The organism is Streptomyces sp. NBC_00223, assembly GCF_036199905.1.
Taxonomy (GTDB): domain Bacteria; phylum Actinomycetota; class Actinomycetes; order Streptomycetales; family Streptomycetaceae; genus Actinacidiphila.
This window is the reverse complement of sequence record NZ_CP108109.1, coordinates 3,704,771-3,723,079: the sequence shown is the minus strand read 5'-3', so window position 1 is coordinate 3,723,079 and position 18,309 is coordinate 3,704,771. Positions and strand designations below refer to the sequence as shown.

Annotated in this window: 16 protein-coding genes; 5 read left to right on the top strand and 11 right to left on the bottom strand. The window is 69.3% G+C overall.

The window, feature by feature from the left end; all coding sequences use genetic code 11:
• Positions 1 to 17: 17 nt before the first annotated feature.
• From OHA30_RS15515 to OHA30_RS15465, 11 genes are all read right to left on the bottom strand, one after another.
• Complete coding sequence (locus OHA30_RS15515) at positions 18 to 1,097, bottom strand: hypothetical protein (RefSeq protein ID WP_328914425.1); 1,080 nt, start codon at positions 1,095 to 1,097, stop codon at positions 18 to 20.
• On the bottom strand, positions 1,094 to 2,023 hold the full coding sequence (locus OHA30_RS15510; RefSeq protein ID WP_328914424.1) for a radical SAM protein: 930 nt from the start codon (positions 2,021 to 2,023) through the stop codon (positions 1,094 to 1,096). Before OHA30_RS15510 ends, OHA30_RS15515 begins: the two co-directional genes overlap by 4 nt.
• Entirely contained in the window at positions 2,017 to 3,207 is a 1,191-nt protein-coding gene (locus OHA30_RS15505; protein ID WP_328914423.1) for a hypothetical protein, read from the bottom strand. The genes OHA30_RS15510 and OHA30_RS15505 overlap by 7 nt, the downstream gene beginning before the upstream one ends.
• Positions 3,208 to 3,281: 74 nt before the next feature.
• Complete coding sequence (locus OHA30_RS15500; protein ID WP_328914422.1) at positions 3,282 to 4,340, bottom strand: alcohol dehydrogenase catalytic domain-containing protein; 1,059 nt, start codon at positions 4,338 to 4,340, stop codon at positions 3,282 to 3,284.
• On the bottom strand, positions 4,337 to 5,104 hold the full coding sequence (locus tag OHA30_RS15495) for an HAD family hydrolase (protein WP_328914421.1): 768 nt from the start codon (positions 5,102 to 5,104) through the stop codon (positions 4,337 to 4,339). The genes OHA30_RS15500 and OHA30_RS15495 overlap by 4 nt, the downstream gene beginning before the upstream one ends.
• A gap of 130 nt (positions 5,105 to 5,234) precedes the next feature.
• Positions 5,235 to 5,813, bottom strand: coding sequence for a flavoprotein (locus OHA30_RS15490; RefSeq protein ID WP_328914420.1), 579 nt, complete (start codon positions 5,811 to 5,813; stop codon positions 5,235 to 5,237).
• A complete protein-coding gene (locus OHA30_RS15485; protein ID WP_328914419.1) occupies positions 5,795 to 7,030 on the bottom strand; it encodes a helix-turn-helix domain-containing protein in 1,236 nt (411 codons plus the stop codon). Before OHA30_RS15485 ends, OHA30_RS15490 begins: the two co-directional genes overlap by 19 nt.
• Before the next feature lie 164 nt (positions 7,031 to 7,194).
• Positions 7,195 to 8,949, bottom strand: coding sequence for a relaxase/mobilization nuclease domain-containing protein (locus tag OHA30_RS15480; protein WP_328914418.1), 1,755 nt, complete (start codon positions 8,947 to 8,949; stop codon positions 7,195 to 7,197).
• Positions 8,939 to 9,571 (bottom strand): plasmid mobilization relaxosome protein MobC, encoded by a 633-nt coding sequence (gene mobC, locus OHA30_RS15475; RefSeq protein ID WP_328914417.1) that lies wholly within the window; start codon positions 9,569 to 9,571, stop codon positions 8,939 to 8,941. Before mobC ends, OHA30_RS15480 begins: the two co-directional genes overlap by 11 nt.
• Before the next feature lie 371 nt (positions 9,572 to 9,942).
• Positions 9,943 to 10,941 carry a DUF2637 domain-containing protein gene (locus OHA30_RS15470; RefSeq protein ID WP_328914416.1) on the bottom strand — a complete coding sequence of 333 codons (999 nt, stop codon included), beginning with the start codon at positions 10,939 to 10,941 and terminating at the stop codon, positions 9,943 to 9,945.
• Between the two features lie 353 nt (positions 10,942 to 11,294).
• On the bottom strand, positions 11,295 to 12,458 hold the full coding sequence (locus OHA30_RS15465) for a DUF3631 domain-containing protein (RefSeq protein WP_328914415.1): 1,164 nt from the start codon (positions 12,456 to 12,458) through the stop codon (positions 11,295 to 11,297).
• A 386-nt stretch (positions 12,459 to 12,844) separates the two neighbouring features.
• On the opposite strand from OHA30_RS15465, the gene OHA30_RS15460 reads away from it, so the two are divergent.
• From OHA30_RS15460 to OHA30_RS15440, 5 genes are all read left to right on the top strand, one after another.
• Positions 12,845 to 13,363: a helix-turn-helix domain-containing protein gene (locus OHA30_RS15460; RefSeq protein WP_328914414.1), complete on the top strand. Its 519-nt coding sequence runs from the start codon at positions 12,845 to 12,847 to the stop codon at positions 13,361 to 13,363.
• A 126-nt stretch (positions 13,364 to 13,489) separates the two neighbouring features.
• Positions 13,490 to 13,795 (top strand): helix-turn-helix domain-containing protein, encoded by a 306-nt coding sequence (locus OHA30_RS15455; RefSeq protein WP_328914413.1) that lies wholly within the window; start codon positions 13,490 to 13,492, stop codon positions 13,793 to 13,795.
• Between the two features lie 10 nt (positions 13,796 to 13,805).
• The gene (locus tag OHA30_RS15450; RefSeq protein WP_328914412.1) at positions 13,806 to 15,029 is read left to right on the top strand and encodes a tyrosine-type recombinase/integrase; all 1,224 of its coding nucleotides are present in this window, start codon (positions 13,806 to 13,808) and stop codon (positions 15,027 to 15,029) included.
• Between the two features lie 157 nt (positions 15,030 to 15,186).
• On the top strand, positions 15,187 to 15,777 hold the full coding sequence (locus tag OHA30_RS15445) for a hypothetical protein (protein ID WP_328914411.1): 591 nt from the start codon (positions 15,187 to 15,189) through the stop codon (positions 15,775 to 15,777).
• Entirely contained in the window at positions 15,774 to 18,308 is a 2,535-nt protein-coding gene (locus OHA30_RS15440; RefSeq protein WP_328914410.1) for a toll/interleukin-1 receptor domain-containing protein, read from the top strand. Before OHA30_RS15445 ends, OHA30_RS15440 begins: the two co-directional genes overlap by 4 nt.
• Position 18,309 lies beyond the last annotated feature (1 nt).

Genomic DNA, 18,309 nt, shown 5'->3' with positions numbered 1-18,309 from the left:
GGACTCCTTCGGGCGTTTCACAGCTGGGGCCAGAGCGAGAAAATGCCGATCAGACGCTCTGTGAGCTCGCCTCGGATTTCGCGCCAGAGGCGGTCGTCGGCGCGGCGGGCTTCGGCGGCGAGGTCGTAGGCGTGGCCATCGACCTCGGGGAGGCAGGCGAACATCTGGAGCAGGGCGGAGGCGTCGTCGTCCTGTCCTGGGCCGACATCGGTGGCGAGCAGGGCGCGGATGTCGCCGGGAGGCAGCGCGGCGGTGATGCCGGAGCCGGGGATGCTCTTGCTCATCTTGGGCACGCCGCCGAGGCCGGGGATCATCTTGGTGTAGATGCCGGAGAGGCGGTCGGCGGGCAGACCCCAGCGTTCGGCTCCGCGCCGGGCCAAGGCCACGTACTTGTGCTCGTCGACTCCGAGGGAGACCAGGACGTGGCGGTCCTGGGCGAGTAGGTGGACGAAGTCGGCGGCCATGAGGAGGGTGGCCTGTTTCATGCCGTAGGTGAGGTGGTCGAAGACACCGTGGTTGCGGTAGAGGCTGGAAAGGTCCTCCTCGGCCCAGCCGAAGTCGGCGTCGTCCAGATGGCGGGAGAGGAGGAACGCGGTGGCCAGGACGTCGGTGTTGCCCTCCTGGCGACGCAGGACGCCGCGTTGCTCGTCGAAGCCGAGGCGGCGCACGAACTCCTCGTACTGGTCGGCCAGTCTCCGGACTTCGGCCAGCGGGGTGCGGCGGGCGTTGTAGGAGTCGAGGTCGCCGAGCACGATCTGGACGTGCAACCCGTGCCGCTGGAGAGTGACCGCGCGCAGGAGTTGGAAGACGGTACCGGCGTGCGGCGGACCGCCCAGTCCGACACCGGTGGTCACGGTCGCCGGCTTCCCGTCAGCGACGGCGGCGGCGAACGAACGAGCCCCGGTGTGGCACACCCACTTGGTACGCAGGTCGTTCGGACTCAGGTCGGCGAGCGGGAAGTCAATGGCGCCGAGGATGTGTGCGGCGTCCGTCTCCGGGGTGACGCCTTCGCTGGCGACAACGGTTGCCTTGGGAACGATGCGCTCGTAACTGTGGCGGTCGATGATGCCGTCGTAATACGCGGAGTCGAACTTCACTGTGCGGTCACTTCCCTGTTCGAGGATGTCGCGGTGGAGGTGTCGGCGTCGGAGCGCAGTGCGAAGGCGCGGCGGACGAGGCGCTCGAACCCGTCGGCGAGGAGGTTGCCGACGATGGTGTTGCGGGGCGCTGAGACGCTGCCGAGATCGGCGGTGACGGTGCCGTCCGCGAGGACCCAGACCCGGAACGGATAGGGGTCCTCCGCTTCTCGGGTCGGCTGGTCGTACACCTGGACGCCGGTGCCGGACATTAGGCCGCGGACCTGGACGACGGCCTCGGTGAATGCCTCCCGGTCGTAGCCGTAGAGGCCCGCCTTGCGGGAGTTCGCGCGGCCGATCGGCCGGTATTGGGAGATCAGCCAGTACTCCACCGGCGTACGGGCCGCGAGGTCGGAGATCGTCCCGGCGAGGCGGGGAAGAGCTGCCAAGGAGGCGGCGGTGGTGAAGGTGTTGAAGGCGAGGCGTCGCCGGTCGGTGGTGAGCAGTGCCGTGTTGGCCTGGAAGGTGGCGAAGTAGCCGCTGCCACGGAACCAGTCGGCGCTCTGCTCGTCGGGGCCGTCGACGGCCAAGGAGTAGACAGTGACGTGGTCGCGCAGGGCCGGGTACCGGTCGGCGAGGAGGAGCCCGTTGGTATGGAGGTTGGTCTCGAAGCCAACGGTTCGGGCGTGCTGGAGGGCGGGCTCCAGGTGGTTGTCGTAGGGCATGACGGGGTCGCCGCCAGTGAAGACGATCCGGTGGGCGTCCGACTCAGCGCGGACACGGTCGATGACGCGGCGGACGGTGGCCTCGTCGGTGTGCACGCGATTGCGTTCGCGGTAGCAGAAGCGGCATACGCCGGGGGAACCAGGAGTCTTGGGCAGGTCCCAGGCGTTGCAGTCGGTGTTGAGGACCAGGTGCACGATGCTGAGTTCATCGCTGGTCAGCATGCGGTCATCTCCTTCTCAGGGGGCGGAACGGCGAGGCGGCCGGTGGCTGGGGCGTTTTGGGGCAGGCCGCGCGGGACGGGCTCGGCCGGGGCCGCTCGGTAGTCATCGGGGACGCCCAGGAGCGCGTCGACCGCATGCGGGGTGCCGCCGGTGAGGGAGACGAAACGGCGCAGGGTGTCCAGGGCGGCACCGTCGTCGAGAATGGCGTGCGCGGTGTCCATCCCGGCTCGCAGGCTGGGGACGGAGCGGGCGGTCACCATCAGCACGGCCGCGTTCAGGGCGACCGTGCGCCGGGCCGCCGCTGGGGCGCGGTCGGCGAGGAGACGCACGACGGCGGCGACGTTGGCGCGCGGATCGGCGCGCTGTGCGAGGGATCCGAGGTCGAACGGGTCATCTGCGCCCGCGGTCTCGGCGACGGCGTCCCTGAGCTCTGGGTTCTCCCGGCCCGCCACGAGGCGGCAGACACGGACGGCACCGCCGGGGATCAGTTCGTCGACCTGATATCCAGGCAGTGGGGAGGAGTTGACCACCGTGACATCGCTGATCCCGAGCCGGTGCAGCAGCCGGGCGGACACTCCGACGGACGGGTGGGACAGGCCGTAGACGAAGCTCTGGCAGCTCACCGGGCTCAGCAGCGCGGGGAAGCCCAGGCTCGGGGCGTGCACGGCCTGGAAGCGGCTGCCGTAGCGTCGGTCGAACTCCGGCACCCGGTTCTCGATGGAGAAGAACCCGAAGCCGCACTCCGCCGTGATATCCACCATCGCCTGCGCCGGGACGGTCTCGCAGCGCGCGCCCACCAGGTCCATGAAGTCCCGTGAGCCGGTCTTGGACGAGGCGCTGCGCGAGCCGAGCTTGGCGATATGCGCGCCGCCGGCCGCGGCGACCAGAGCGGCGGCCGAGCTGAGATTGATCGTCTTGTAGGTCTTCTTGCCGCTGCCGGTGTAGCCGACCAGCCGCACCCCGGGCGGCGGTGCCAGGTACTCCCAGGACCCGCGGTCCAGCGTGCTGGCGGCCCGGATCGCGGCCTCCACCTCGGCGGGCCGCGGGCCGCGCAGGAGCAGGCCGGTCAGCACGCTGCCGAGCATCACGTCACGGGTCGGGTCGGCGGGCAGCCCGAGCAGGTGCAGCAGACCGTCGTGGACCTCGCGTGGGCTGATGTCGGCGGGGGAGTTGACCTGGTGCACGAGAGCGGGGACAGATACGAGAGGCGGAGTCGGAACGGAGGTCGAGTGCACGGCGGATCTCCCAGGGGACGTGATCAGCGGCAGGAAGTGAGGAGGGCTTTCGGCGGGCGGTGCGCGTAGTCGGGGTGGAGCGCGGCCAGAACGTCGGGCAGCCGGGAAAGCGGGTAGCGGGTGGACGTGAGGAAGGTGACCCACGCGCTGTCCGCCGCCTGGGCGAGGAACTGGAGAGCGTCCTGAAAGTCGTCGCGGCTGTCCGCACGGCAATGCGAGTACGAGCCCCGGACGGTCAGCGAGCGGCGGAACACCTCGCGCAGGGGGGTGGAGAGCCTCACGTGCGGTGCGTAGGCGTTCTGGACGAGGATCGTCCCTCCGTCCCTCACCCCTTCCAGCGCCTGGAGCAGCGGCGCGGACGACTGGCCGGACGCGGCGTCGACCACCGCCTCACACGCGCGTGCTGGAAGCCCCGGCATGGGGCAGACGGTGACGCCGGTGCCGACCAGCAGAGCACGGAGCTGTTCCCGCTGGTCCGGCCTGCGGGTGGCGAGGAGGACGTCCCATCCGGCACGGGCCGCGCTGACGGCGGTGCAGATGCCCAGGGTGCCCGCCCCGATGACGCCGAGGCGGTCGACGCCGGAGGGGGCCGGTACGGGCAGGCCGCAGCGCACACCGTGCAGGGCGACCGCCACCGGATCGGCGAGGACGTACACCGCCGGATCGACCGCGCCAGTGGGCAGCGGGACGGCGTTACGCAGCGGAACGCGGACGGATTCGGCCAGGCCGCCGGGCAAGTCCCAGCCGACCCGCCGGAGGTCGGGACATAAGTGGCCACGGCCCAGGGCGCACTCGGCGCATCCCTCGCAGCCAGCCAGGGGGTTGACCGCGACCCAGCTTCCGGTGCGGGCGTCGATGCCGACGACCTCGTGGCCGGGCACCCATCCTTCCGGCAGCGGTCCGCTCCAGGAGTCCGAACAGAGCTTCCCGGTGTCGCTGCCGCACAGGCCCGAGAACCGCACCCGGACCTCCGTCGTCCCGGCATCCGCCGGTAACGCGGTCCGGCGTACTGCCGTGAGGCGCGGCGAACGGCCCTCCCCCGCTGACCGGGCCTCCCACACGAGCGCGCCGGTGCCGGTCATCGGACGTGCCGCCGAAGTATCTCGCCGGACAGCCAGGCCGGCAGGCGCTCGACGGACGGCAGGGTGGCACCCTTCCACGCCGTCTCCTGGCTCCCGAAGGCCAGCGCGGCAGGGCCGCCGCGACGTTCCACGCGGACCACCCGCATTCCGCAGCACAGTGCGCCGACCAGCTCTGACCCGCCGCCGTCGCCGCAGTAGAGCACCGAGTCCGCCTGACATCCCAGGCGCTCCAGAATCCGCGCGTACAGATGCCGGTCCGGCTTCACCGCTCTCGCGCGGCAACTGAACAGGGCCACGTCGAACCGCGCGGCGAGCACCGAGCGACCCCATGCCTCGGCGACGTCGGGGGCCGCGTCGCTCAGCAGCGCCAGCCGCAGCCCGGACTGCCGCAGCGCCGCGAGGGTCTCCAGCACCGACGTGTCGGGGTGCAGCCGCTGGGGAGCCAGCCCCCGCAGCGCCGACTCCACCCGAGAGACGTACCCGGCCGGCGCCCCGCACAGTTCAGCGAGGTGAGCGGCGACCTCGCCGGTGGTGCGCAGCGTCCCGTCATGCCGGGCCTGCCAGCTCTCCCCGAGCGCTCGGTCGGCAAGCAGGTCCGGCACGCGCAACGCGGCGGCGACCTCCCGCACGGCCTGGGCGCGCTCACGGCTGTCCGGGGCGGGGACGAGGGTGCCGAAGAGGTCCAGGACCACAGCGGCGGGCCGCCACGCGGCTGGCTTCTGCTCCAGGTCGAACGGGCCGTACCGCTGTACGTGGGGGTCCATCGGTGCGTCTCCCGAACTGTGCTGCTCGCGCATCTCCGGCATGTGGCAAGCCTCGCTGGCCCACGAGCAGAGGACCCGGACAGTTTGTCCGGGTCCTCTGTGCACGCACTTCAAGCAGGTTGACGAACCGTCACGTGGCCGCTCGGTCGATGGCGTCCAGAACCGCCGCCCACGGCAGATCGCGCCCGGCGGCCGCCGCGCGCGGCTCATGCAGTGGCCAGACGCCCGGGCCGTAGACGAGGTAAACGCCCGCCCCCCGCAGGGCGGTGAGGTGGCCCTGCCATGCGGGGTGGCGAGCATGGGCGGCGTTCACCCGGGGAAAGACGACGACCGGTAGCCCCAGGGTGCCGATGGCCTCCCCCACCTGCGTCAGCGCCTGATTGTCGGCAATACCCGTCGCGAGCTTGGCCACCGAATTCGCGCTGGCGGGGGCGACCACATAGCAGTCCACCTTCGGATGCGGCCTCGGCTCACCAGGCAGTCGCGGTTCGTCTCGAACGGGCAGACCGGTCAGCTCCTCCAGCCGGTCGGCCTCACCGCTCATCCGCAGCCAGCGACCAGCCGTCGGGGTGAGCGTCACGGCGACCCGCCACCCGCGCGCCAAAGCCGGTTCCACAAGCCCAGTGCGCAAGGCTTCGACCCCGCCGGCGCTTGTGCCCACCACTCCGAGGACTCCGTGATTCTTCGTGCTCACTGCACCGCCCTGCATCGTTGAGCCATCATGAACAACTCCGATGAACGCCCACCGCTGGTGACCGGAGATTGCTTGATCAGGTCGCGCAGCGTGTCCCGCACACGGGGATTGTTCCGCACGAGCTGCGGTGAGACGCGCTCGGCCATGAAGAGTTCCGCGAACGCGTCGTCCCCCTGTCCTGCCAGCGAGAGGGCACGGGCGTAGTCGATGCGGTGGGACACAGCCCGCTCCGGGGGCATGTGGTCCACGTTGATCTGGCCGTGTTCCACGACGTACGAGATGTTGTCGAGGTCCAGTTCCGCGGACAGCCTGTGCAGTACGACGTTCGTCGGCCCGAAGCTTGTCTGCCAATAGTTCTCATCCGAGCCGAGCTGGTCGGCGAGCTCTTCAGCCCGGTCCAAGAGAACCGTCGCCGAGGGTCGGTCCTGGTGGCGCGCGGCGGCGATGGCTGCCCGCAGATGGATCATGCCCAGCAGACTCAGAGCAGCCGGATCGCTCGCGTCGACCCGCACCGACAGCCAGGCCGACGCCGTGCCGCCCAGCTCCATCGCGTCGTCATAACGGCCATTGGCCAGGAGAGCATGCGTGCCGGACCGTGCGGCGGAAGCCAGAACCAGCGGGTCGCCGGATTCGTCGGCGGCCCGCATGGCTCGTTCGGCGGCCAGCCAGGAGATGTCGGACTCGCCAATCTTGGCGAGCGTCGTCGCGGCCAAGTGGTGCACCCTTGCGGAGACGGCCCAGCAGTCCCGGCGTTCCGCGGAAGAGCGCGCGGCGCGGTCCTCAAGCTCCAGGGCCGTATGGAGAAGGCCCGGGAGGCCGGCGATCACCCTGCCGAGCCGACCGCCCTGGTAGTCGTTCCACGCTTGTTCCACGAGCGCAGCCGTCGGTCCGGGGGTAGGGAGTTGCGCCTCGGCCTCCGGTCCGAACAGCAGCCGGGAGAGCCGACGCGGACTCATCAACGCGTCCCGCACAGCTGGGACATCGTCTTGCTGCCTGTCGTCTTCCAGGAGCACGGGCAGGCCGACCAGATCCCCGAGTGGCACCCGGAGCACGCGGGCCAGTTCGGCAAGCATGTCGATACGCGGCGGCTTGCGCCGACCGGACTCCGCTTTGGCCAGCCAGTCGGTGCTACGACCGACGAGTCCGGCCAGTATCTGCTGCGTGTAGCCACGGCGCTTCCGGTGGAACGCGATCCGTTCGCCGATACTCAGGTGATCTCCGAGACCACGCATGCGTGCTGCCTCCTGCGCTGTAGGGGCGTCCTCCACGATAGCGACGCGGCAACCACACGGACTGGTCGAAGACTTGGACCGGCCCGAGAGCTGCTCGGCTCAGGGTGAGGGAAGCAGCGGGCGAAGACACGGACGACCTGTCCGGGTCGGGACAACCGGCGCGCTCATCGCCGCTTTGTCGGGCGGTCGTGGTCTGCCTGCGCGCTACGCGGGGCGGTCGTGGCCGTCGTGTTCACGGGCGCTGTGCCTGCCGGGGTTTTGTGGTGGGGGCGGGCGTTGGCGGCCCGGACGCGTGCCGCGTGGTGTTCGGCGGTCTGGTGGTGGAGGCGCCAGTTGAGGACTTCGGCGAGGTGGTCTGCGGTGTCGAGTTCGCGGTGCTGGGCGATCTCGGCGAGGACGCGGCGGGGGTTTTGGCCGGCGCTTTCTGCCTTGGCGAGGGTGGTGGCCAGGGCGGGCCACGCGGGGTCGGCGAGGATGCGAGTCGCGTGTTCGGGAAGGGTGGCTCGCAGGTCGGTGGCGTAGCGCTGTGCGGCCTGGGGAGTTGGGGTGCGTGAGGCGAGGTTGGCCAGGACGGGTTCGGCGGCCTGCTGGTAGGCGGTTTGCAGGTGCACGAGGGTCTGGTGGGCTGCGGTGGCCTGTTGCTGGTGGTGCCGGGTTTCGTTCCAGCGGGCCAGGGCGATGAGCGTCAAGACGGCGGTGGAGAGCAGCCCTGCGATGGCTGCGCCGTCCTTGTTGGAGCCGAGAGTGTGGAGCAGTTCTTTGGCTGCGGTGCGCAGGGCGGTGGCGCTGTGGTGTTCGGCGCGGATAGCGGAGCGGTTGGCACGGTTGAACGACGCCGCGGCTGCCCGAAGTTCGGCCCGCAGGTGAGCGGGTGCGGTGGCGGCGGCGTTGTGGAGGAGTTCGCTGAACGCCGCGGCCTGCGCCTGGATCACGCTGTCCTCCTGCCGTCCGCCCCCGACTTCCTGGTCGAGGAGGCTCATGCGGAGGTCGCGCAGGGCGGTGTCGGCCTGGTGCCACGGGCTTGGGCCAGCAGTGCTGGCGGTGGGCTGGTCGGTGGCGTCGTGGGCGGAGAGGCGTTCACGGAGACGGTTGATGGACAGGTCGGGGGCGAGGTTGTAGCCGCTGAAGTAGACGGGTTCGCCTGGGCTGTTGGTGTCGTCGGGTGCGGCCAGGCTGTAGCCGGTGATGTCGCCGCTCTGCGGGCCGAGCCGGTACTTGATCTTGATGCCGAGGGCGTGGAGGGTGGAGAAGTACTCGGCTTCGTCGCGTGCGGCTGCCGCCGCTGTGTACGCCTGGTCGCGCAGCCACTCCCGTGTCGTTTCGGTCGTGCCGGCGCGCTGGGCCTTGGCCTGCTCGGCGCTGGTGGGCGTCGGGGCTGCGGTGAAGTCGCCGGATTTCAGGCGGCGCAGGCCGAGTTCCCGTTCGATCTTGCGGCATTCTGCTTGGGCGCGCTGGCCGTCGCGGTTGGTACGGGGGCGGCGGCCGTCTTCGCGGACGCTCGTGGCCATGATGTGGATGTGGTCCTCGGCGTGGCGCACCGCGATCCACCGGCACGCGGCGTCGTCGCCGTCGGGGGCGATGCCGGTGGCGTGTACGACCCGCCGGGCGACCTGCGCCCATTCCTCGTCGGTCAGGTACCGGTCGCCCGGCGCGGTGCGGACGGGGCAGTGCCATACGTGCTGGGGCACCTTCTTGCCGGCCCGCTGCTCGCGCACGCGAACGGGCTGGTCGAGGTAGTCTGCCAACTCGTCCAGGAGGGCATGGTGCTGGTCCAGGGGAGCGCGGCCGGGGTCGGGGATGCCGGGCATGGCGAAGGCGGCCACGATGTGGGGGTCGGTGTGTTCGTCGCGGCGGCCGGGGCCGTAGAGGTAGGACAGCAGTCCGCGGGTGCGGGAGCCGGTGGAGACGTCAGGCACCATGCCGGCACCCCGAGACGACATGTTCCAGGGCCAGGCGGGCGGCGCGGGCCAGTGCGTGGACTTCGGCCAGGACGTCATCGGTGGTGTCGGGCCAGGTGCCCGTGTTGACGGCGCGGGCGATCTGGTTGAGGTTCACGCCCACGCGGTGGATCTCGCGCAGCAGCCGACCGCACAACCGGGTCAGGTCCTGGAGGGCCTGGGGTGAGGGCAGCGCCGGGACGCCGTCGGGGCGCTGGTCGGGCAGGTAGGCGTGGGCGAAGGTCAGGGCGGCGTCCATCAGGAACGCCGACCTCGACCGCCTGGCCGCTTTGGCGGCGAGGTCGATGAACTCCTGCTCGGCCTGCTCGGCGGAGGCGGTCAGCTGGATGTCGCGCTTGGTGCCGCTGCGCGGCCGGTACAGGATCTTGCTCAACGGCCGACGGCTTACGACGAGGCGGTCGGTGTCGACGGGCAGTGCGGGGACGTCGAGCGCAGCGATATGGCGGTGGACGAAGGCGTCGGGTGTGAGGGTCGGTGCGAAGCGCGCGGGATGCTCGGCGTCGTGGTCCTGTCCCGGGAGAAGGCCGCGCTCGGCCTCCCCTTCCCCGACTGTGCCCCGCTGGGCGCGGTCGGTGCACGCCACCCCCGGGGCGGAGTCAAGCGCAAAGTCCGCGTCGCCTCCGGCGATGTGGACTTTGCTCCAGCTTGCTCCGTCGTTGTCGTTTCCGGGGTCAACACCACTGCTGCTCACGGAGGTTATCGGAGCGCTGAGGGCCTGTTCCCTGTTCAGGTGATGTGGGCTGGGGGTGGCAGTGTGGGTGTCCTGCTGGGTGCGGAAGGGGTTGCGCACGAGATGGCTCCGTTCGTGGGTCGGCGGTGCTGGTGATGGTTGCCGGGATCGACGGTTTGGCCAGACCGGGGTTCTGGGATAGGGGCCGGTGGGGGCGCGGCTGCCGAGGTGTCGGCAGCCGCGCCGGCCTGCTGGTCCGTGGGGCTGTGGTGGTCCGGACGGGTTCAGGTCTGGTCAGCGAGTGGCTGCTGTTCGTCCGGCCGGTCGGGGTGCTGGCGGGGCTGGGCTGCGGTGCGGACCAGGGTGATGGCCTCGGTGAGGCGGTTGGTTCCGGCGCCCAGTTCGGCTTCGATCACGGCTGCGCGGGCGCTGTCGCGTGTGATCGAGTCGGGGTCCGGGTGGGCGGCTGCGATCACCTCGGCCAGTTGCTCCAGCGTCGCCATCGGGGGCCGCCCGCCCTGCCGCTGGGGGCGCGGTACGGAATCCGCGTCCTGGTCCTCATCTGCGTCTTCGGGCTCGTCCTGCGGTGTTCCGGCCTGGGCTGCACTTCCTGCGGCGCTGTCCTGATCGACGTCTCCGGCATTTCGGCTGGCCGCCGTATCCGCGTCGGCGGTCTGCACGGACAGGGCCTGCCGGGGCTCCGGCGGGTCGTACGGCTCGGGGTGCTCCGGTACCTGGTGAGCGGGCGGAGGGGGCGTTCCGTCGGCCTGGTGGCGCCGGTACGGAACGGGTGCGGTGGTTCCGTACGCCGGGGTGTGGGCGGTGCCGCCGCCGTAGCGGGTGATCAGGATGTGGAGGTGGGTGGCACCGGCCAGGGCGAGGGGGGCGATGGCGGACAGGACGGTGACGGTGGTGTCGCCGAGATGGAGGTCGACGGTGCCGGGCTGGTTGAGGTCGAGGGCGTGCAGGCCGTTGGCCCAGATGCTGGCGGCGGTGGCGGTGATGAACAGGGACCAGGCGTACAGGCGGGCGGGCAGCGGGGCTGCGCGCAGGACGAGCAGTGCGCGTACGCCGTAGGCGATGAAGCCGTCGATCACGATGGGGAAGAGGTAGGTCAGTTGGGGGCGGACGTGGACGGCGGTGGCCATCTGCCGCAGCGCGTCGAAGGACAGGGCGCAACCGGCGAAGCCGAGCAGGATGATCGCGAGCCGGTCCCACCAGGTGGCTCGGTGGGGGCTGGCCGGCCCTGCCGGATCGGCGGTGGGTATGGCGGTGTCGGGCATGGTGAAGGTGTCCTTGCGGGGGAGGTGTGTGGGGTGGGTGCGGTGTGCCGTCTTTGCCGTCTTGCCGTTGCAACCGCAGGTCAGGGGCGGTATGGCAAGCGGTGCGGCTGCCGTCCGGGACAGCACGCGGACGCGACCGGAGGAGCCGGTGGCTCGGTGCGTGCGGGGTGTCTGCCGGGGTGCTGGGACGGATCGTCATCCGTCTTGGGACGGATAGCCGTCCCGCCTTCAGGGCCTGTGAGCTGCGGTTTTGCGGCTGGGACGGTTGGGACGGCAGAAGACGGGTGTGCGGCTCGGGGCGGGTCCCGGCCGCCCGCGCGGTGGTTGCGCGGGTGGCCGGGACCGGTGGCCGGTCAGCCCGCGTCGGCCTGCGGGGCGCCGAGGGGGTGGACGCCGGGGCAGTAGCGCTTCCAGGCGTCGGTGAATTTGCCGCGCGTGTAGCCCTTGCGCTGGATCTCGCCCACGCGCACGTTGCCCGAGCTGATGCCGTACTCGCGCAGCATCGCGCCGAGGCCGCGCGGTGTCAGGCCGCCGCGTCCGTACTCGGCCCAGGGCGCCTCGGGGTCGCCGTTCAGCGCGTACAGGATCTCGTCGGTGCTCAGGTGCTCCTGCTCGCCCTTGGCGTGGAAGATCCGCCGTATGTCGGCGAGGATGCGGGCGTTGCTGGGGTGGTCCTGCTCCGCTTCGGCTTCGGCCGCGACCATGTGGGCGCAGGCGTGCCGGGCGCGGTCGGGCCAGGGGCCGCCTGCGAGGTCGGCGACGATCACCAGGGGTTCCCAGGTGTCGGCGGCGCGGTCCTCGACCGGCATGGACGGCTCCAGGAGGAGGGCCTGCTCGGTCAGGGAGGCTGCCCACTGGGCGAGGCGGGCGCGAAGTTCGTGCAGGGCGGTGCTGTCGCGCTTGGTGCGGTAGGGGCTGACGCGCTCGCCTGCGGCGCGGCGGCGCATGCGGACCACGATGGAGCGGTCCATGATCGTGTCCGGGAGGTCGCCGATTCCTGCGAGCGCGGCCATGGCGAAGGTGTGGAAGCGGTGCGGGGTGTGGTCGTTGCCGACCACGCGCAGGACGTAGCGGTCGCGCTGGTGCCCGGCGTTGAGAAGGCCGCGCATCTCCTCGTTCTTCTCGGCCACTTTCGGGCTGCCGAAGATGGTGTCGGCCTCGTCCACGAGCAGGGTCGGGGGCTCCTCGGTGATGGAGCGGAAGATGGCGGCTGCGGTGGAGTTCACCGTGATGACGGGGTTGTGGACGGTCTCGGTCAGGATGTCCAGGAGGCGGGACTTGCCGCAGCGCTTCGCGGGGCCGACCACGGCCAGGCGCGGAGCGTGCTGCCAGGAGGGCTGCAGGTGGGTCGCGGCGGCCCACAGCACGACGGCGTCCAGCGACTCCTCGCTGGGCAGGATCACGAAGTCGGCCATCGCGGCCTTGAGCTGGTCCAGGAGGACCGCGCCGTGGCCGGCGGTGGCCCCGTGCTCCGGTTCGTCTGGGCGGACGGGCTCGGGGCGGGTATCGTGGTGCATGGAGATTCCTCACCCGACGGCTCCGGGGGGCAACCCGGTCCGTCGTTGGTTCTGCTGTCCAGGGATGGGCGGTGTCGAGGTTTCCGATCAGCCCCCGGTGTTCGTAGCGCCGGGGGTTTTGTCGTTCTCTGGCGGCGGGACCGCCGCATTCAACCTCCTTCAGGTTGGGATTTTCAGGCTGTGAGAACATTTCTATCACGACCGACGTCCGTCAGTCAAACCGATGAGCGGTTGACTCTACGATTCTGCCAGCGCATATCAGCAAGTGGGACGCATGTGTGATCTAGGTCACTTATCGCTGTATGCGACTTGCGGTTGGCAATCCCATGCTGGTACAGTTTGACGATCATCCAGTGTGGCGTCGGTTTGACCGAGAGGAGGCGAGCATGAACCAGCCCAAGGAGCGCCACCTCATCCCCAGCGAAGGGGAGGCCCTGGTGGCGCACAACCTGAAGGTCATGCGGAAGGCCGCCCGGCTGTCCCAGGACGATGTCGCCGAGCGCATGAGGCGCCTCGGCTTCAAGTTCCACCAGACCCAGGTCGCCAAGATCGAGAACGGCACCCGGGCCATCCAGTTCGACGAGGTCATCGGCCTGGCCAAGGCGCTGAACCTGCCCGCCGAGTACTTCATGACCCAGGCTGTGGCCAACCCGGACGATCCCCACTACGAGCTGCAGGAGGCGGGCTTCCGCCTCCAGGACCTCGAGAAGGAGTGGAGAGCCGCCCAGGACCTCGCGGACGCCGCCAAGGGGCGCCTCGAAGAAGCCGAGCGCGAGTACGACGAGATCGCCGAACGCCTCGGCGTCGATGTCACGCCCGCCGGGGACGAGCTGACGTTCTACCCGGCCCCCAACTCGCCCGGCGACCCCCTCCGCAAGGACGCGGGCCCCTCCGCCGCCGAGTAGCCGCTCCCGCCCGACCCCCGGCGCTACGAACGCCGAGGGCCGACCTGCGGACCTTCTTTCCACACCGCCCATCCCGCACAGCAACCACGACGGCGCGTTGCCCTCGCGCCGCCGAGAGGTACCCCCATGTCTGCAACACCCCTGCCCATCTCCCTACTCGCGGACGCCCTCGGCGTCAGCCCGCAGGCCCTCCTGGACCTCATCCGGGCCGGCGCTCCCGACGCGCCCGACCCCACCCTGGTCGCGCTCACCGTCGAGGAGGCCGCCCGTCGGCTCGGCGTCGGCCGGACCACGATGTACGCGCTCCTCGCCTCCGGTGAGATCCCGTCCGTGACCATAGGCCGCCTGCGCCGTATCCCGGCCGAGGCGCTGAACGAGTACGTCGCCGCCCGCACGCAGCCCGCCCGTTCGGCCGTCGCCCTCGCGGCTTGAGGGGGCTGTCATGACCAAGTCCCGACAGCCCAACGGCGCCTCATCCATCTACCTCGGCAAGGACGGCAACTGGCACGGCTACGTCACCGTCGGCGTCAAGGACAACGGCAAGCCCGACCGCCGCCACGTCAAGCGCAAGACCCGCGCCGACACCACCAAGGCCGTCCGCGCGCTGGAAAAGGAGCGTGACGCGGGCCGGGTCCGCAAGGCCGGCCAGACCTGGACGGTCGAGTCCTGGCTGACCCACTGGGTCGAGAACATCGCCGCCCTGCACGTCTCCGAGAACACCATCGACGGCTACCGCGTAGCCGTCTACCACCACCTCATACCCGGCCTCGGCGCCCACCGCCTGACGAAGCTGGAGCCCGAGCACCTGGAGCGCTTCTACAAGAAGATGCAGGACAGCGGAAGTTCGGCCGGGACCGCCCACCAGGCCCACCGCACCGTGCGCGCCGCCCTCAACGAGGCCAAGCGCCGCCGCCATCTCACCGAGAACCCGGCCACCATCGCCAAGGCCCCGCGTCTGGTGGAGGAAGAGGTGGTGCCCTACACCGTTGAGGAGGTCCAACTCCTCTTGGAGGTGGCCACCCGGCAGCGGAACGCGGCGCGGTGGGTCATCGCCTTGGCCCTCGGTCTCCGGCAGGGCGAGGTGCTCGGACTCAAGTGGACGGACGTCGACTTCGACCTCGGGGTGCTCGTCGTCCATCGGGGCCGGCTGCGGCCCCGGTACCAGCACGGCTGCGGCACCCCCTGCGGTCGCAAACCCGGCTACTGCCCGCAGAAGGTCAACATCCGCCGCGAGACCAAGGAGACCAAGTCCCGCGCCGGGCGGCGACCCATCGGAGTTCCCGACGAGCTGATGAAGCTCCTCGCCCTGCACCGCGACGAGCAGGACCGCGAACGCCGCCTCGCCCGCGACCTGTGGGTCGAGAAGGGATACGTCTTCACCTCACCGACCGGCGAGCCGCTCAACCCCAACACGGACCACCACAAGTGGAAGGAACTGCTGGCAGCCGCCGGGCTGCGGGACGGCCGACTGCATGACGCCCGCCATACCGCGGGCACCATCCTGCTGATCCTCGGCGTCTCGGACACGGTTGTGGACGCGATCATGGGCTGGGAACCCGGCCAGTCCGCCCGCATGCGCCGCCGCTACCAACACCTGACCAACCGCGTCCTCAAGGACACCGCCACCAAGGTCGGTGGACTGCTGTGGTCCTCCGACGCTGGATAGCTCAGCGCTTCAAAGCCGGGCTCACCGAATTATCTTGGTCGGTGAGCCCGGCCCGCCGCAAAGGAGTTTCTGGAGAGTGGCTGTCAGCCAGTGCTGTGCTCCCATGACTGGTTTACTACCTGGTGGATCGACACATGAAGTGGGTACAGGGGGGCGCATGCGGCCGAAGCGGCTGAACGTCAAGATCACCATTCCGTTCCTGGGGGAGATCGGTGGTGAGTGGGAGCCCGACGACGCCGAGCAGAGGGCTGCCTGGGAGCTCTACGTGGAACTGGTGACGCGGGTGTCCGTCGCCCCGTTGCGCGAGGACGAAGGATCCGCGCGTGAGGCGTTGACCTCCATGTACGTCCTCTTTGCGACGGTCCGAGACATCCTCAAGCGGTACGGTCCCGACGTCGCGCCACCACGGGCGCGCAACGAGGTGTCGTTCGGGATACTTGCCGTCACCGTCCTCAACAGGGCGGTGCGGCCAGTCCTCAGCAAGTGGCATCCGCAACTTAAGGCCTGGGAGAGCTCCGCTTCGGCTGGTCGTTCCGCCGTCGAGCACGAGAATGCCTGGCAGGAGATCGGCACCCTCCGAGCCGATCTTGACTCGCTGCGTCTAGTTCTCTTGGAACTGACCCAGCTGCTGGGCAAAGTGGCAGGGGCCGCGGATCTGATCGGGACTTCAGTGGTCGTCCCCGCCCAGGCTCCACTAGCGCCCGTCTCGTCCCAGCCGCTCGCCCCGAGAGGACCGGCCGTTCCATGATCAAGGCGTTCTTCTCCTACTCGACTCAGGACGCCGCCTTTGTGCGAGAAGTGGCATCTGAGGTCGGCCGAGCCTTTGCCACGATCGACTGTCAGTCGTTCCTTGCTGGCGGCGACATCCTCAGCTCCATCGACGATGCCGTCAAGGAATCAGCGGCTTTCGTCTTCTTTCTCAGCAAGGCAGCCCTGGCCTCCCCGTGGGTGGGACATGAGATCCGTGAGGCACGCTTCCAGGCAGCGATGGGGCGAATCAAGAACGTCCTGGTGGTCCGCCTGGGCTCGGACATCCCGGCCGAGGATCTCCCGGAGTGGCTGAACCGGAGCAAGCACATCACGACGATCGCTGCGAAGCCTGCCGCGCGTAGGATCAGAGCCCTCATCGACGATCTGGTGCGTCAGGGCCAGAGCCCCCGCTTCGTCGGCCGGGCCGCCGAGATCGCGGCACTTCAGGACGTGTACTCCGCGCCGGAACCGGGAGCGGAGAGCCAGGTCGCCTGCGTGACAGGGCTTCCTCGCATAGGCCGACGCGCCACCTTGAGCAAGATGGTTCGCGAGTCGCTGAACCTAGACACCCTCCTGGTCATCGGCGTGGAACCCGGTGACACGGTGCAGGCCCTTGCCGCGAAGCTCTCCGCGCTGGTCGATCCTTCGGAGACCCCCGAAGAGTCCCTGAAGCGGACGAGAGAGATCACCGCGCTCAGTGACGCGCAGGCCCTTGCACACTCCTTGGCCAAGTTCCAGGAGATCTGCAAATACCACCAGATGCCGGTGTTCCATGACGAGGGTGGGCTCCTGGACAACGACGGCGATATCGCGCCTTACATCCTCGACCTGATCGAGTCGCTGAGCCAGTATCCTGACGTCGTCACCGCGTTGCTCACGAATCGGCGGCCCTCGTCGGATCACTTCATCGCGCGAGGAATGCGCCCGCTCGGCGTGGTCCATCTCCGACCCCTGGAAGATGCGGACATCAGCCGTCTCGTAGGCCTCACCGCGAAGGCCCGTCAGATCACCTTGTCCCCCGCGACCGTCAAGGAGATCACCACAGCGGTCCGCGGCTATCCACCCTCGGTCACGTTCGCCCTCGAACTGATCACGGCCTACGGGCCCGATCTCGGGATCCGCGGCCGGATGCTCTCGGATTTCGGCGCTTCGCCGCTCTCCAGCTATCTCAAACAGAACAAGTTCAGCAATACGGAGCAGAAAATCCTTCGCGTTATGGCGGCGAACAGCCCGCTACCGCTTTCCGTCCTGCAGGAAGCGACCAGCACTTCGGACGACGGTATTGAGAAGGCCCTGATCCATCTCATCGACGTCTCTCTGATCGTCCCGACCGCCGGTGGTTGGTACGAGGTGTCCGGGCCAGCCGTTGATGCGATCCGCCGCGAGTTCGGCGCCTGCAGAAAGGCCGAGTACGGGGCGGTCGCGAGCAGACTGGACGAGTTCCTGATCCGTTCCGAAGACGGAACCGACTACTTGGCCCTGCAACGCACCCTGTTTCGCGCGATGGAAAAGGCCGGGCAACAGTTCACCCCCCGGGCCTACGCCCTGCTCACCGACCGCGTGAAGCTAGCCGACCAGTACTACTACGAGCAGGAGTACCAACGCTCCGTCGACATGGCGACCGATGCACTTAACGCCGATTCCGGCATCCATCAAGCCCGGACTAGGCTCATTCGCGCCCATGTGAAGCTCGGCGAGTTCGCACAGGCGGGTGACCATATCGCAGAGCTCAAGAAGCGTGGTCAGATGCGCGACGCATTCTTCCTCACAGGCTTCCTCGAGAGGCACAGGGGAGAGCACCGAGAGGCCCTGAAGCACTATCAGAAGGCACTCGACAGCGGATACGGTGGCATGGCGATCCACCGCGAGATGGCCGAGTGTTGTCTTCGTCTGGGGGATCTGCCCCGCGCCGAAGAGCACATCTCACGAGCAGAGAAGAAGCAGCCCGACAACCGTTTCGTCGTGGACCTGAAGATCCAGATCGCCTGCAAGTTGGGCGACCGGGACACGGCGCTCAAGCTGCTCGTTCGACTGGCGGACATCGACCACGCCGAGATGGTTAGCCACCGCACGTCACGTGTGGAGTACCTCTGGGGCGAAATGGACACTGCCTATGAATTCGCCCAGAAGGCGGTGGAGAAGTCCGACAACGTTCGCTTCGAGGTGCTGGCCAACTACGTGCTTTGTGCGCTGCGCACCTCACGCGTCGATGAGGCAAGCACGGCCTTGGACCAACTCGACCGCAAGTTCAGCCGGCAGCGCCGTGACATTCGGACCGGCCTCAGGGCCCGGCTGAGCATTGCCCAGCAGGACTACCAGACCGCGTACTCGTATACAGAGCGGTTCATCAGCCCCGAGCGTCCCGTCCACCTCCTGATCCGGCGGGATGCTCTGCGGGGAATGCTCGACCGAACAGTGCTTGCCCCGCAGCGGCGTGCCGATCTCAAGGCGGAACTGAAGCGGTGTGACGACCGGCTCGCCGGCCGTGAGGAAGACTTCGACCTGGATGCGCGGGGCGATCTGGGCTGAC